Raw genomic sequence first — 15,361 nt, forward strand, 5'->3', positions numbered from 1 at the left:
CTTCTTCTCTCCAAGTGTCCGACCGGGGGGACAGTCTACATTTCCGGTGCCGCCGTCGGCCCCCGCCGGGTTTCCATGAAGGCGTTCCAGAGGGGGCGCTGGATGCGGATGACCAGGGGGACGCCGGGGCGGAGGCCGCCCATCTCGGTGAAGTAGTCGCCCTGGAGGCATCCCTTCAGCGGCTCCTCGATCTCGGGGCCCGAGATGACCATGTCGGCGTTGCAGTCGGCGGGGAGGTTCCCGTGGTAGCCGACCCGCTCCAGGTCGCGGAAGTACCACGGCAGGGGCCAGTAGTCGCCCCCCGGCCGGATCACCCGCACCACCATCCGCTTCCCGTCGGGATGAACCGCCGCGAGCTGGTGCGCCCGGTCGGCGATTCGCAGCAGCGCCGTGCTGGTGTGCGCGTAGACGTAGGGGTTGCGCACGTCGGCGGCATAGCGGAAGTTGCCCAGCCAGGCCTGGTTCCCCAGGAAGCCGGCCACGCCGAGAAGCAGCAGCGCCGTCGCCGCGCGCAGGGGCAGGAAACGCGCCCGGCGCACCAGCGCCGCCGCGCCGAAGCCCGCCAGCACCAGCCACCCCTGGTAGAACACCAACATGTTCCACGGGGCCTTGTAGGGGGTGATCGAGAACCCGGCGGTCATCGCCAGGGTGAAGAAGGCGATGAAGCGGACGGCGGACAGGTCGTGCCCTCCGGGCACTGCGCCTTTCCGGCGCGGCCAGAGCGCCGCCATCCCCCCCGCCAGCCCCAGCAGGATCACCGGTGCCTCGGTCCATTTCGGCCCCGCCATCTTCCAGTGCCAGAACCAGAGGACGAAGTAGTAGTGCCACGGGTGGTCGTGGATGCCCGAACTGCCCGCGCCGCCCGCGCGGGTGAGATAAATGGGGTAGGTCAGCACCGAGTCCAGCGGCCCCCGCGCGTGGGTGAAGAAGGAGGTGAAGAAGGCCACCGAAACCGCCGCCGCCACCCCCGCCGCCAGCAGCAGCGGCCCGCGCAGGGACTTCCTTTCGGCGTCATCCTTCGGCGCCTCCCCGCCCGTGATCCGGTTCCAGACCAACGTCGCCGCCACGGCCCCCGCCGCCGCGAGGCCGATGGGCAGGCTGGTTTCCTTCGTGGCGTGCATCAGGCCGGCACAGAGGCCCAGCACGGCGGCGCGCCCGTACCCCGGCGCGCGCAGGAACCGCCACGCGAAAAACACGGCGGCCCACGTGAACAGCACCAGCGACGTCTCCTGGATGTAGTACCGGCTGTAATACGTCACGGCGTGCGAAACGGCGGTCAGCAGGGCCGCCCAGAACGCCGCCCAGCACCCCGTCATCCGGCCAAAGGCCAGCAGCAGCGCGACCAGCAGCAGCCCGCACCCGGCGGGCACCAGCCGGTAGGGGAGAATGTCCGAGTCCTTGAACGATTCCGCCCCCGACAGCCACAGCAGCGGCAGGGTCAGGTAATACAGCGTCGGGCCGTGGTGCTCAAAGGGGTCGTAGGCGTACTCCCCCTTGTCGTACAGGATGCCCGTCTTCACCGCCTGGTTCGCCTCGTCCCCGTGCAGGGGCCGCGCCGAAAGCGCGTGGAAACGGAAAAACGCCGCGACGGCCAGCACGCAGCACGCCGCCAACACCAGCGCGGTCTTTTCCATCAGGCGCATCGAGAACCTCCAGCTCCCCAGACTATAGGGCCCGCCGCCCGGACAAGGCAAGCGGAAAGAAAGGCGCTTTAGCGTGAAGGCGCGAAGGAGGATGGCCCGCCCTGCGGCTATTTCCGCCGCCGCCGGGCACCCTTTTTGCCGGGACGCTCCTCAAGAAAGCCGTCCAGGAACACTTCCCTGAGCGCCTCGAAGCGCTGGTTGAAGGAGCTGTTCTTTCCGGCGACACCCACGCGCCCTTTCGGGGCTATGGAAATCTCAATCAGTACGGCGCCGATAATGCCCGCCCATAACGTCGCGGCCACCAGCCCCGGATCGGAGTGCTTCTCCTTGATCATCCCCATGCGCAGGGCGCTCCTCACGAGCTCCGTCAGGATGTTGAGGGCTTCCTGCTCGAAGGGAACCGCGGCGTCCTGGTCCGGGTGCCTCCCCTCCCCGCTCCACCCCGCCGGCGGGAAGAGCATCAGGCGGTAGTGGTTGGGGTGCGTGACCGCCCATTCCGAATAGTGGCGCGCCATTTCGACGGCCTGCTCCACCGGGTTGTCGTGTTTCAGGCATTGGAGGAGGTGCGCGCGGAGGTCGTCGGTGTCCTGCCTGAGGATGGCCTCGATCAGCTCCTGCTTGTCCCTGAACAGCTTGTAGATGTACCCGGGGGTGTATTCGATGGCCGTGGCGATCTTCCGCAGGGTGACCGCCTCATAGCCCTCGCGCAGGAACATTTCCCGGGCGATGTCCATGACCCGCCCTTTGAGCTCCTCGCGCTCTCGCTCGCGGCGCAGTTTTGAAACGGAAGGCTGACTTTTCACAAGGATGTACCCCATGGCCGCAAACGGCGGCTGTATCGTAGTCCAGATGTCGGCTGCTCCGCAATCAGTCGGGAGAGTCCCCCGGCGCGCCCTGCGGCTGTTCCCGCCCGGCCGGCGCCCCGGGCGGGCCGTGCGCGCGCAGATACGCGTCCGCGCGGACGCGCGCGTTTTCGCGGAGGTTCATCCAGAAGAGGTCAATGTCGTGGATGTGGTAGACGCCGAACCAGTCATGGAAGGGGCCGCGGGGCTGCTCCGCAATCCAGAGCCGGCCGTCATGACACTGCGCCCAGGTGTGCGCCGGGGTGATGCCCTCCATCACGCACCGGTCGGGGCTTGTTTCCGCGGGAACGATCCGCGCCGCGAGGGCGCCCAGGTGCGCAGAGGCGGGCGCGCGGGTTTCGTCCGCGGTCCAGGTTAGCGGATTCACGCAGAAACGCGGCTTGCCGGCCGCGCGCTCCCAGCCCCACGGGTAGCGGTGAACGCGGGGCAGATGAAACCGGGAACCCTCGCGGGAGGTATCCCAGGTGACAAGACAGCCCGTCTGCGTGGGCGAGCCGCACGGCGTGATGTCGCGGAACACCCGCTCAAAAAAGTCCTCGGGCACGCCCAGGCCAATGGTGTAGGCCGCAATGAGGCGGGAATGTAGCGGGGTGCGGTCAATCTTTTCCCAGAGCAGGCGCAGCGCGTGCAGCGTGCCCTGGCTGTGGCTCGCGATGATGAGGGGCCTGCCCCCGTTGCGGTGCGTGATGAAATGGTCGAAGGCGCGCGCGATGTCCCCGTAGGCGAGGTCAAGCGCCTGGTAGGCGTCGTTTCGCCGCGGGGCCAGCAGCGGCAGGACAAAGGCGTAGATGGACGCCTGGCGGTATTTGGGCGCGAAGACCCGGCCGCATCCGTTGAACGCGCTTGCCTGCCCGGCCAGCATCACCGGGACGGGAATGTCCGCACGGTCCCCCTGCTCCACCGAGGCGTTCCAGTTGGCGCGCTCCCCGAAGCCGGTGGGATGGATGTAAAAGACGTCCACCAGGTCGCGCGACGGGTTGGGCGCCTCCACCAGGCCGGGTGGCACGCGGTCCGAGGCGTCGTCCATTTCCGGCAGTGCGGCCCAGGAGGATTCCAGCGCGTAATCGGGCGGGGGTGGTGCCTTGCGGGGATCGAAGGCGCCGGTGACGGACTCGACAAGCAGGTCGCCCAGGGCAAAACGGAAGGCGTAGAGCAGCGCCGCGGCCGCCGCAAGGGAGAGGGATGTTCCCAGTGTTGCCTTTTTCCAGCGAGTCATGCGTTCGCCCTGCTTGTCCGGCCTTGTCGCGCGGCGCCCTTTCAGCTCGGCGCGGCACCGGGCAGCGACGCCGCCGCAGCGCCGCCCTCGGTGTTCTGGCTAGGGCGGAGGCTGTTTTCGCTGTCCCGGCCAGCCATCCCCCGCCCGCCTACTCGGCGAAGGGGGCCAGAATGCCCAGAACCCCCGCGCAGGCGCCGTTGACCGGGGCGGTGCCGTTCACTTCCTGGTATCGGACAAACTCCACATGGCCGTCCATGTAGAGCACGTTGCAGCCGCCGGGAAGATGGTTGAATCCGCCGATGTAGGTGGAGAACTGGTCCAGCATGACGAAGATGCCGCTTTGCGCCCGCGAACTGGCCCCCGGGTTGTTGATGTCCGTGACCAGGAACCGCTCGATGCCCTCGCGCAGGCGGTAGATGGTGTCGCCGCCCGCGTTCCCCGCGCCGACAAGCAGGGCCCCCGTGACATCGCGGTCAATCGCCGCCATAATGGCCCCGTTGTCATTGCTCACCACCGCGGCTATCGCCTCGGGCGTCGTGACGGCCTGCAGTATCCCGTTCACAAACTGCGTCGGCCCCTCGGTCGAGGTGTCCACCCCCGCCGGCAGGGGGCCGAAGGTTTCGGCGAACGACGCCAGCGCCGCCACAGAAGTGGTGCCGAGCTTCTCATCGAGCCGGTCGAACAGCCAGCCCAGATACCCGTAGCTGGCGCCGATGGTCTGCATGCACCCGTTGTTGTCGTCAATGACGTCAAAGCACCAGGAGCCGTCCTCGTATTTCGCCTTCTCCAAGGACTTGCCCAGCCCCGAGTCCGAGGGACAGAAGGCGATCATCGGGTCGGTCAGGTACTCCGGGTAGATGGAGGGAACCCTGGGCCCCACCGCAAAGGTCGTGTAGGTGGGGGTGTAGCCGTGTTTCCTGGGAAACGACCCCATGTGAATCGGCGGGAACTTCCCCCCGCCCGACTCGTTGGCGTACATCTTGAACACCAGGCCCCACTGTTTCAGGTTGTTGGCGCAGCTGGCCCGACGGGCGGACTCCCGGGCGCGCGCCAGCGCGGGCAGCAGAATCGCCGCCAGGATGCCGATGATCGCGATGACAACCAACAGCTCAATGAGGGTAAATCCTTTCCGGTGCATGTGCGGTCTCCCGATTAGGTAATCTTTGATTTCTTTGAAAGCAACGGTCATGCTGTGACCGTTGTTTACCATTATGGCAGACTTTTCCCCAAAATGCAAGCCCTGTTATCGGGACTCTCCGGCAAGATTGCCGGGCAGGGACCCTCCCCATGGCGAGTCGCAGGCGAAGAGCCCGTCTGTCTGCGGGCCTTTTGCGGGGCGGAGGCCGTCGGCTTTCCGGGATGCCGGGCGGAGAGGGCGCACAGGCTGTCCGCAAGGGTGCAAGCCTCGAAGCAGGTGATGCCGACAAGCTTCTTGGCGGCGCGCTTCACAAAGTCGGCCCACAAGACCTGTCTGACGGCATTGCCGGGCGTGGCCGCCCTTGCGGCGGTCCCGGACCTGCTGCTCCCGGTGCCGTATGAATACTTCCATAACCGGCGCAGGAGGCTGGAGGAATCGGAGCCGCCCCTCCGAAAGTAGGAAGTCCGCCCGGAAGCCCGGTTCAACGTTTCAAGTCCGGTGATCCGGCTTTTCCCGGAAAGGGGACAGGGACAATCCCAAAGTGGCAAAAGGCACCCGTTGGCGCGAAGACACATTCCTCCGCGTTCTCCGCGCCCTCCTCATCAGTGGAAAACCCCACGTCCCCCTGTGGAAAAACCGCCCACAACTCCAGGAAAAAATGTGCCTTGAGGCTTGATTCCCAGACGCACTATCTTGCATTCAAATGCCTTCTTCCCCTCTTCTTGTGTGTCCCGCCGTCGGCGTGCAAGAATCTCTGCGGCTGGGATACCGGCGGAAACCCCAGACAACGGGAGACACCCATGGACGAGCACAAGGTTCCGGAAGAAGCTGTCTTGGAGGGCGGGGCGGCGGCGGACTGCGGGTGCGGCCCGCAGGGCTGCGGACAGCGCCCGCTGGCGCGGCGGGATTTCATCAAGATCGCCGGGCTCGGCATGCTGGCCACGTCGGCGGGGCGGCCCCTCACCGCCATGGCGGGGCCCTTCGCCGCGCCGGACACGCCGCGCCATCCCGTCCCCGGCGACAAAAAACTGTCGCCGGAGTGGCTGCGGGCGCTCTATGAACGCGGCACCAAGGAGGTCTTCCGCGGGGAGGCGCTGCCCGCCATCGGCATGCCCTGCGGCGGCATCGGCAGCGGCCAGATGTACCTCTGCGGCGACGGCACCCTCGGCTGCTGGCAGATTTTCAACAACGCCGAGTCCCTCTGGGTGGAGAACACCAACGCCACCTACCTCAAGCGCGAGCCCGCCAAGCCGGTCTTCCAGCGCTTCGCCGCCGCCGTGCGGAAGCCGGACGGCGCGTGGGACGCGCGGTCCCTGGACCGCGCCGCCTTCCCCAAGACTTGTTTCAAGGGGGAATACCCCGTCGCCATGGTCCAGTACGACGGCGGGGACTTCCCGGCGCATGTCACGCTGGAGGCCTTCTCGCCGTTCATTCCGCTGAACGCGCCGGATTCCGCCCTGCCCGCCACACTGTTTCGTTTCACAGCGGGCAACCCCGCCGCAGCCCCGGCCCCCATCGAGGTGTCGCTGCTCGGCTTGCTGGAAAACCCCGTCGCGCTGCGGAGCGCGCCCTCTTTCGTCGCCGCGCGTCGCACCCGGACCCTGCGCGCGTCCGGCCGCACGCTCCTCCTGCACTCGGCGGAGGAGCTTCCCGAGGCCGTGGAGCGGGCGGAAAAGGGGGAAAAACGCGCCCCCGTGGTTTTCGCAGACTTTGAGGGCGCGGATTATGGCGCCTGGACGGCGGCAGGCGCCGCCTTCGGCGCCGGCCCCGCCAAGGGAACGTTTTCGGGACAGCAGCCGGTGGAGGGATTTCAGGGCGGCGGTCTGGTGAACAGCTTTCTCGGCGGCGACGACCCCAAAGGCCGCCTGACCTCCCCCGAGTTTGTCATCGAACGTCGCTTCATCAACTTCCTCGTCGGCGGGGGCAACCAGGAGGGCAAGACCTGCGTCAACCTGCTGGTGGACGGAAAGGCCGTCCGCACCGCGCGCGGCATCAACACCGAGAAGCTCGACTGGCGGTCGTGGAACGTGACCCGGCTGGAGGGGAAGACCGCCCGCATCGAGATCGTGGACGAGGCCGCCGGCGGCTGGGGCCATGTCAACGCGGACCAGTTCCTCTTTGAGGACGAAACGAAGGAGGGGGTGGACCACCGGCTCGCCGAAATGCCCGACGTTGGCACCCTGTGCCTCGCGTTCGCGGGGGATGCCCTCCCCGCCGGGGAGGCCGCCGCTCTCACAGCGGGGCTTGCTCTGGACAGCATGCCGGAACTCCTGACGGCGGAGGATGCGGAGTTCTCCGTGGAGGAGCGCCGCACGGGGTTGCTGGCCGCGCGGCCCGTTACGCTGGCCCCGGGGGAGAGCGCGGACTTCGTGTTCGCCGTCTCCTGGCACTTTCCCAACCATTCCGAGCACAACCCCGACAAAAAGCGGACGGAGAAGGTCGGCCATTTCTATGCCGCCCGTTTCGCCGACGCCGGGGCGGTGGCCGCCTATCTTCTCGAGAATCTGGCCCGGCTGGCAGGGGACACGCGCCTCTGGCGCGACCTGTATTACGATGCCACGCTGCCCTACTGGCTGCTGGACCGGCTGCTGTCCACCGTGTCCACCCTCTCCACGGGCACCTGCCAGTGGTGGGCCAACGGCCGCTTCTACGCCTACGAGGGCGTTACCTGCTGCCACGGCACCTGCACCCATGTGTGGAACTACTCCCACACCGAGGGTCGCCTCTTCCCCGAGCTGACCCGCAGCGTCCGCGAGATGCAGGACTTTTTCGACAACGCCCAGGGCGGCGGGTTCCATCCCGACACCGGGCTGGTGGGCTTCCGCAGCGACGGCAATTACGCCGCCGACGGGCAGTGCGGCACCATCCTCAAGGCCTACCGCGACCACCTCATGTCGCCCGACGACGCCTTCCTCAAGCGCAACTGGCCCCGCATCAAGAAGGCCCTGGAGTTCTCCATCTCCAAGGACGAGAACGGGGACGGGATCATCGAGGACCTTCAGCACAACACCTTCGACATCAATTTCTTCGGCGCGAACACCTTTGTGGGCAGCCTCTACCTGTGCGCGCTGCGCGCCGCCGAGGAGATGGCGGAGGAGGTCGGCGATGTGGAGTTTGCCCGGCGCGCGCGGAAAATCCGCGGGCGCGGCCGGAAGATCACCGAAAAACGGCTGTGGAACGGCGAGTACTTCATCCAGGAGGTGGACCTGAAGAAGCACCCCAAGCACCAGTATGCCGACGGGTGCCTCTCCGACCAGATGTTCGGCCAGGGCTGGGCGGAACAGCTCGGATTGGGCTACCTTTACGACCGCGACAAGGTGCGCTCGGCGCTCCAGGCCGTCTGGCGCTACAACTGGACCCCCGACATCAGTCCCTACAACGAGAAATACCCGCCTTTCCGCTGGTTCATCTCCCCCGGCCAGGCCGGACTCATCACCTGCACCTGGCCCCACGGCAACTACCAGAAGGAGGGGGTGCTCTACCGCGAGGAGGTCTGGACCGGCATTGAGTACCAGGTCGCCGGGCACCTCGCCGCCGAGGGCATGCTCGACGAGGCCCTCTCCATCTGCCGCGCCGTCCACGACCGCTACCATCCGAACCTGTTCAACCCCTACAACGAGATCGAGTGCGGCGACCACTACGCCCGCGCCATGGCCAGCTGGGGCGTCTACCTTTCCCTGGCCGGCTTCTATCATCACGGCCCCAAGGGCATCCTCGGCTTCGCCCCCCGCATGACGCCGGAGCATTTCAGCGCCCCCTTCACCACCGCCGAGGGCTGGGTTGTCTTCTCGCAGGACCGCGACGGACAAGTCCAGCGCAACCGCGTGGACGTGAAATGGGGCCGTCTCCGCCTGAACGAGCTGCGCCTGGGCCTGCCCGACGGCGTGTCCGCGGTGTCCATCAAGGTGGGAACCGCCGACGGACAGGTGTCTTTCGCCGACAGCGTGCGCGACGGGATGCTGATCCTCCGTTTCCCCGGAGGACTGACACTGGAAAAGGACGGCTGGGTCGCCTGCGCCGCCGTGCCCGCGCGCCCCAACCTGTAGCACAACGAAGAAACGGCCCCGGCCCGTACCGCCGGCGTCCCGCCGGCCTTGTCTTGGGTCTTGGAGTGCCCAACGGCCCCGGCACGTAGCGCCGGCGTCCCGCCGGCCTTGTCTTGGTTTTTTGCGAAACGCCCAACGTTTGAACTGGAGTACGTTATGGAAGAAGTCACCGGCGACGCCGTCGTGCTGCTCAGCGGCGGCCTCGACTCCACCGTGCTGCTGCACCTCGTGCGGCGGCGGCTCTGCGACGGGGCGGTCCACGCCCTGAGTTTCGACTACGGCCAGCGGCATTCCCGCGAGCTCGACTGCGCCCGCGAGCAGGCCGCCCTCGCCGGGGCGGCCTCCCATGACGTGCTCGACATGTCCTTCCTCGGCGGACTGCTGGCGGGCGGCACCGCGCTCGTGAAGGGCGGGGCGGAAGTTCCCGACCTCGACGCGCTGTCCCCCGAAACGCGTGAACAGCCCCCCACCTACGTGCCCAACCGCAACATGATCCTCCTGTCCCTCGCCGCCGCCTGCGCCGAGGCGCGCGGTGTCCGCGACGTGTTCTACGGCGCCCAGGCCCAGGACGAATACGGCTACTGGGACTGCACCCCCGCCTTCGTGGACCGCGTCAATAACGTGCTTTCTCTTAACCGCCGCGACCCCGTCACCGTGCACGCCCCCCTCGCCCAAAACAGCAAGGCCGACAACATCCGCCTCGGCATGGAGCTGGGCGTGGATTTCTCCAAGACCTGGAGCTGCTACCGGGGCGGGGAGCGACCCTGCGGCACCTGCCCCACCTGCGTCGAGCGCGCCCGCGCTTTCTCCGCAGCGGGGATGCCGGACCCTGTTCTGGTCCGGGAATAATGGCATCCGAAGCGCATGCTTTCGAGAAAGGGGCATTTATGAGAGGATTGCGGGCAGTGGCATTTGCCTCCGTTCTTGCATGTGGCGTGTGTTTGGCCGACTCCACCATGCTTTCCCCCCGGCAGGAGGCCGTGCTGCGCGCCATTGCGCGGGGGGAGTCCCTGCCTTGGCCGGAGATGACGTCGGCGCAGGCGCGGGCGGTGCATGAGAAGGCGGAGCGCTATCTGGAGAACTATGAGGCGCACCATCTGCCGCAGGGGATGAACGCCGACATCCTGTACACGGACCGCCAGCGGTCGGCGGTGTTCATGTATGAGGGGCTTGGCGACGGCACGATCTGGACCGGGCATTATCTCGCGGCGCTGGCGCTGAAGCATCACGTCACGCGCGACGCCGCCGCGCTGCGGAGAATCGGCGAAACGCTGGATGTGTTTGAGAAGCTCTGCCTGATGACGGAACGCAAGGGCTTCATCCCGCGCTATGCGGGGGGCGCGGACGACCCGGCCTACGCGGAGTATTACCGGCGCTACGGGAACTGGGACGCCCCGGTGCTTCCGGAGATCGGAAAGCAGGCCCATCGCGGGGTGGGGCCGTATGCGGACCAGGTCTGGCTGGACAACAGCAGCCGGGACACCTACGACGGGTTCCTCTTCGGGCTGGCCATGACCCGTGTGTTCGTGGATGACCCGGGTGTCCGCGCGCGGGTGGACGAGATCGGCTGGCTGGCGGCGAAGCGGCTGATAAAGGACAAGTTTTGGATCGGCGACGGCCAGGGGCATGTCACGAACCCCGTGCCCATCTTCACCTGCGCGTGGACCCGCCTGGCCATGTCGGTCAACCCGGCGGCGGGCGCCCTGACCGAGTACGGCGGCCTGCTCTCGTGCCACGTGCCGGACCTGCGCATTTCCACACACGCGGAGGCCTACCGCAGGACTTTGCCCCTCTGCGTGGTCGCCGAGGGCCACACCACCAGCAAGTGGGAGTACAAATACAGCAGCAACAACCTCACCTTCATCCTCTGCGCGGCGGCGGCCATGCTGGAGGACCAGCTCTACGAAAAGGCCCTCCTGCGGGGGATGGTCGCCACCCTCTACGAGGCGTCCGCCCACGACCACCTCAACGCCCATTTCGCAGCCATCCACCTGATGGTCCGGGGAAACCCCCGCCACAACGACGCCCGGGCCACGCTTCAGGGGCAGTTGATTGACTTCCCCGAGGACAAATGGCGGCGCTATGTGGACCGCCGGGGCGATCCGTCCATCGTCTGGCACAACGAGAAACAGTCCGAATACGCGCTGCTGGCGCACGAGCGCATTCCCGAGGACTTCCTCTGGCAGCGCACCCCCTGCGCCTGCGTGGGCGGCTGGGACATGCCCTACGAGTACCCCGGGATAGACATGTTCCTCCCCTACTGGATGGGCCGCGCCGCCGGTGCCATTCCCGCGCCGCCCGAGGCCGGGGCCGGGTGAGCCGCATCCCGGGGACTCGTCCGCGTCCATAGGCTTAAGCATTATCCTGAAATTTAGCAAGTTTCCTTGACCAAACCCGCGTTTCCTGATACACTTTCTCAGAGGGTGAAATGGGGTTGGGGGAAGGATGGAGACGAAATATGCCTTTTGATCTGGATACCCGGCGTTCTGCGCGGGTTTTGGGGCGGTGGCGAGCCGTCCATTGCGGCATATCCGCCGCCTTAATGGGCTTTCTGGCCGTCATGTGCCTGTGCCAGGCCGCGCATGCGGAGTCCGGCCCAAAGTCTTTGAGCAAGTTGACCCCCACAGTCAACTGGTGGCCGGCGGGAGACATGCCTTTCACCGGACGCGCCTATCACCAGATGGTCTCCCACAACGGCATGCTCTATCTCATCGGCGGGATGAGCGACGACGCCACGTATCCCGTTCTCCGGAGCACGAACGGCACCGTCTGGACGGCGCCCAGCGAAACGGTGCCCTGGATTGGCCGTCTTGGCCACGCCGCCGTGGTGTTCGACGGGAAGATATGGCTGTTCGGCGGCGATGACATGTCCTCAAGTGTCAACAGCCAGGTGTGGTTCACCGAGGATGGGGTCACGTGGACGCAGGCGACCGCCGCCGCCCCCTGGCCCCCCAGGATCGGGTTCTGCGCCCTGGTGCATGACGGAAAAATGTGGGTGCTGGGCGGCCTCGTTCTGGACACTGGCACGCAGACCTTTCAGGACGTGAACGACGTGTGGTCTTCCACTGACGGCGTCACCTGGACCCAGGCGTCGCCGGCCGCCCCCTGGCAGGCGCGGGAGTTTTTCACGACGGCGGCGGTGGGTGGGGAAATGTTTGTCATGGCGGGGTTTGCGGATGCGGGGGCCGTCACCAAGGCGGGGGAGAGCCACCTGAACGATGTGTGGCGCTCCGCCGACGGTGTCACCTGGACGCAGGTTACCGACGCGGCCCCCTGGTCCGGCCGCCTCGCCCCCGCCTGCACGGTCCACGACGGCAAAATCTGGGTGATGGGCGGGGTTTCGGAGACGGCGGCCTCAAATGACGTCTGGGTCGGCGAGTACAACACCACGGACCACACCCTGACCTGGCAGCAGTACATGGCCGAGGCGCCCTGGTACAGCCGTGGCTATGCTGCCGCAGTCTCGCATGACAGCCGCCTTTGGCTCTCGGGCGGGTACACATACGAGGATGTGGTCCTGAGCAATGTATGGTTCTACGGCGAACCCCTTGCCCCCGTGCAGTACCGGCTCACCGTGACGCAGCCTGAGGGGGGCACCATCTCCGTCGTTCCCCCGTCCCCCGACGGATTGTATGACGAGGGCGCGGTGGTCACCCTGACGGCCATTCCAGATCCCGGCTATCTTCTTGTTTCCTGGATTTGGGACGCAACCGGTTATTACGATCTCACCATTCCCCTGATCATGGATGCCGACAAGGTTGTGAGCGCATCTTTTCAGCAGCCGTCGGTATACAGCCTGACCATTCTTCCCACCCCCGGCGGTACGGTTGCCGCCGACCCGCCTGAGCCGGTGGGCGGGTATGCCCCGGGCACGCAGGTGACCCTCACAGCCACGCCGGACACTGGATACCGGTTCGTGCGCTGGGTGGGCGCGGCGCAGGGGGGGCAGCCGACCGTCTCCCTGACCATGGACGACAACTACGATGTCGGGGCGCTGTTCGCCGTGCCGCCGCCCGTCGGCCACTGGTTTGACCCGTGGGCGGCGTGTTTCGACCTATGCCCCGCCGACTCCCCGGATGCCGACGGCGACGGGCTGACGGCCTGCCGGGAGGCCTGCATCGGCTCGCGGGACGACCAGACGGACACGGACGGCGACGGCATGCCCGACGGCTGGGAGGCGTTCAAGCGCCTCAATCCGGTGGTCGCGGACGCCGAAGAGGATCCTGATCAGGACAGCATGACGAATCTGGAGGAGTTTCTGGCGCGGTCCGACCCGAAAGACCCCAACAGCCCCGTCCGCACCTTTTTTGTCGGCCCGGAGGGGACGGACGGCCTGGGATATGGCGGGCTGGAGACCCCGTTCCAGACGCTGCCCTTCGCCGTGCGCGCCGCCGCGGCCTCCGACGCCAACCGCGCGCGGGTCATCCTGTTCGCGGGGGAATACGCGGCGGACCTGCTTCGTCTGCCCCGGGGCCTCGAACTGCGCGGCCGGGAGGGGGACGTTGTGGTGGTCCAGGGCAGCCTCATCGGCGCGGGCCTCTGCGCCGTCACCGGGATCACGCTGCGTCCCGCGGCCGCGCCCACCAAGGCGGCCGCCGTGCCGCCCCTGCTGACCATGCTTGACGCCGTCATGAGGGTGGACGGGGTCATCTTTGAGGGCGGAGAGGTCGGACTGCTCACCACGGGGTCGGCCCCCGCCAGAAGCGTTGTCGAGTCCTGCTTCTTTACCGGCATGACCGGGGCGGCCGTGCGCGTTTTTGGGGCGGTGCCCGTCATCCGCCGCTGCCAGTTTGTGAACATTCCCGGCAACGCCGTGGTTCTGGAGCCGTGGGAGGGCGCCGGCGCGGATCTTTGCGTCCTGGGCGACAGTACGGACCCCAACACCGGCTGGAACCAGTTCGAGGTGGGCTCCATCGGCGGCCGCGTGGTGGTCAACCGGCGGGGCGCCGAGCTGATCCTCCAGAACTGCAAGTGGGGCACCGACTCGCCCGATGACATGCGGGGTGCCGTGGACGCGGGCGACGGCCCCGAACCCGTGGTGGAGCCGTTCCTTGCCCCCGGCAACGCCGTTCTCGCCGCCTCGGTCTTCTGCTCTGTCGTCGAGGCGGGCTCCCAGGTGCCCGTCACCAACGCGACGGTCACGCTTCAGGGCAGCCCATATCTTCCCGTCACGGCCAACACCGCCGGCGTGTACACCTTCGCCGCCGTCGCCCCCGGCTCCTACACACTCTCCGTGGTCGCCCAGAACCGGCTTCCCGGACAAACGGCCGCAGTCGTGGCCAACGGCGCGTCCCTATCCGCCACCGTTCCCCTGGCTGCGGTGTCCCCGGAAGGCGAGGGGGAGGTGGAGGGCGAGGAGGGAGAAGGCGAGGGTCAGCCCGAGGGCGAAGGGGAGGGCGAAGGCCAGCCCGAGGGCGAGGGCGAACCCGATGACGGCGGCGGATGCCAGGGCTGCAAGAAGGGAAAGGCCGCGCCCCCTTCGGCGGACGACCTGTTTGTCTCGGTTTTGGCCCTAGTGACACTGGGCGCGCTTTCGCGCCGCCGGCGCGGCGGGTGAGCGCGGCGGGCGCCGCGCGCGGAAGTTGACACGGCCGCCCGTTTTCTGCTACATTTTCCCCTGATCGCCCGCTTCTGGCGGGCGGTCTTTGTTCCAGTCGGTCCCATGCTGGCGTAGCTCAGTAGGTAGAGCAGCTGACTTGTAATCAGCAGGTCGGGGGTTCGATTCCCTTCGCCAGCTCCAGAATTGGAAACACTGACAGTTGAAGTGGTAATCTCTGTGACCGGTCCGGCGGGACCGGCATCCCGTGGTGGGATGCCCGAGTGGCTAAAGGGGACGGGCTGTAAACCCGTTGGTTAGCGCCTTCGTTGGTTCGAATCCAACTCCCACCACCATTTTTGGAACGTTTCGGCGCTGCGCCGGTTTTCGGCACGGTGCTGCGCGCGTTGGGTTTGCGGGGCGGGAATAGCTCAGTTGGTAGAGCGTCAGCCTTCCAAGCTGAGGGTCGCGAGTTCGAGCCTCGTTTCCCGCTCCATTTTATGGCATTTTTCGGTTGCGGAGGCCCGCGTAGCTCAGTCGGTAGAGCACTTCCATGGTAAGGAAGGGGTCATCAGTTCGATTCTGATCGTGGGCTCCATTTTTCAGCGTGTTTTGGGCGGCGCCGGGCGGCGCACCCCGTGACATAACACTCAAAGGCGCCGGGGAAGGCCCCGGGAAGATCGAGGTGAACCATGGCCAAGGAAAAATTCGTACGGAACAAGACGCACGTGAACGTGGGGACGATCGGTCACGTGGACCACGGCAAGACGACGCTTACGAGCGCGATCACGAAGGTTCTGTCGAAGTCTGGCAAGGCGAAGGCGATAGACTTTGCGATGATTGACAAGGCGCCGGAGGAGCGCGAGCGCGGGATCACGATCTCGATCGCGCACGTGGAGTACGAGACGGACACGCGGCA

The 15,361-nt window shown here is 66.8% G+C and carries 9 protein-coding genes and 4 tRNA genes; 9 read left to right on the forward strand and 4 right to left on the reverse strand.

The window, feature by feature from the left end:
* Positions 1-35: 35 nt before the first annotated feature.
* The 4 genes from GXY15_01140 to GXY15_01155 form a co-directional block, all read right to left on the reverse strand.
* Positions 36-1,643, reverse strand: a complete 1,608-nt coding sequence (locus tag GXY15_01140) for a TIGR03663 family protein (protein NLV39822.1) — start codon at positions 1,641-1,643, stop codon at positions 36-38.
* Positions 1,644-1,750: 107 nt separating this feature from the next.
* A complete protein-coding gene (locus GXY15_01145) occupies positions 1,751-2,377 on the reverse strand; it encodes a TetR/AcrR family transcriptional regulator (protein NLV39823.1) in 627 nt (208 codons plus the stop codon).
* Positions 2,378-2,510: 133 nt separating this feature from the next.
* On the reverse strand, positions 2,511-3,722 hold the full coding sequence (locus GXY15_01150; GenBank protein ID NLV39824.1) for a DUF3089 domain-containing protein: 1,212 nt from the start codon (positions 3,720-3,722) through the stop codon (positions 2,511-2,513).
* Between the two features lie 148 nt (positions 3,723-3,870).
* Complete coding sequence (locus GXY15_01155) at positions 3,871-4,860, reverse strand: DUF1559 domain-containing protein (protein NLV39825.1); 990 nt, start codon at positions 4,858-4,860, stop codon at positions 3,871-3,873.
* Between the two features lie 800 nt (positions 4,861-5,660).
* On the opposite strand from GXY15_01155, the gene GXY15_01160 reads away from it, so the two are divergent.
* From GXY15_01160 to tuf, 9 genes are all read left to right on the forward strand, one after another.
* On the forward strand, positions 5,661-8,906 hold the full coding sequence (locus GXY15_01160) for a hypothetical protein (protein ID NLV39826.1): 3,246 nt from the start codon (positions 5,661-5,663) through the stop codon (positions 8,904-8,906).
* Positions 8,907-9,062: 156 nt separating this feature from the next.
* Positions 9,063-9,755: a 7-cyano-7-deazaguanine synthase QueC gene (gene queC / locus GXY15_01165; GenBank protein NLV39827.1), complete on the forward strand. Its 693-nt coding sequence runs from the start codon at positions 9,063-9,065 to the stop codon at positions 9,753-9,755.
* A 56-nt stretch (positions 9,756-9,811) separates the two neighbouring features.
* Complete coding sequence (locus tag GXY15_01170) at positions 9,812-11,224, forward strand: hypothetical protein (protein NLV39828.1); 1,413 nt, start codon at positions 9,812-9,814, stop codon at positions 11,222-11,224.
* A gap of 332 nt (positions 11,225-11,556) precedes the next feature.
* Positions 11,557-14,463, forward strand: coding sequence for a hypothetical protein (locus GXY15_01175; protein NLV39829.1), 2,907 nt, complete (start codon positions 11,557-11,559; stop codon positions 14,461-14,463).
* A 107-nt stretch (positions 14,464-14,570) separates the two neighbouring features.
* Positions 14,571-14,646 (forward strand) — tRNA-Thr (locus tag GXY15_01180).
* 66 nt (positions 14,647-14,712) lie between these two features.
* Positions 14,713-14,798: transfer RNA gene (locus GXY15_01185), tRNA-Tyr, on the forward strand.
* Positions 14,799-14,862: 64 nt separating this feature from the next.
* A tRNA-Gly gene (locus tag GXY15_01190) sits at positions 14,863-14,938 on the forward strand.
* A gap of 26 nt (positions 14,939-14,964) precedes the next feature.
* A tRNA-Thr gene (locus GXY15_01195) sits at positions 14,965-15,040 on the forward strand.
* A gap of 94 nt (positions 15,041-15,134) precedes the next feature.
* The coding region (tuf, locus tag GXY15_01200; GenBank protein ID NLV39830.1) for an elongation factor Tu at positions 15,135-15,361 on the forward strand (227 nt) is incomplete at its 3' end.

It is taken from the genome of Candidatus Hydrogenedentota bacterium, assembly GCA_012730045.1.
GTDB lineage: Bacteria > Hydrogenedentota > Hydrogenedentia > Hydrogenedentales > CAITNO01 > JAAYBR01.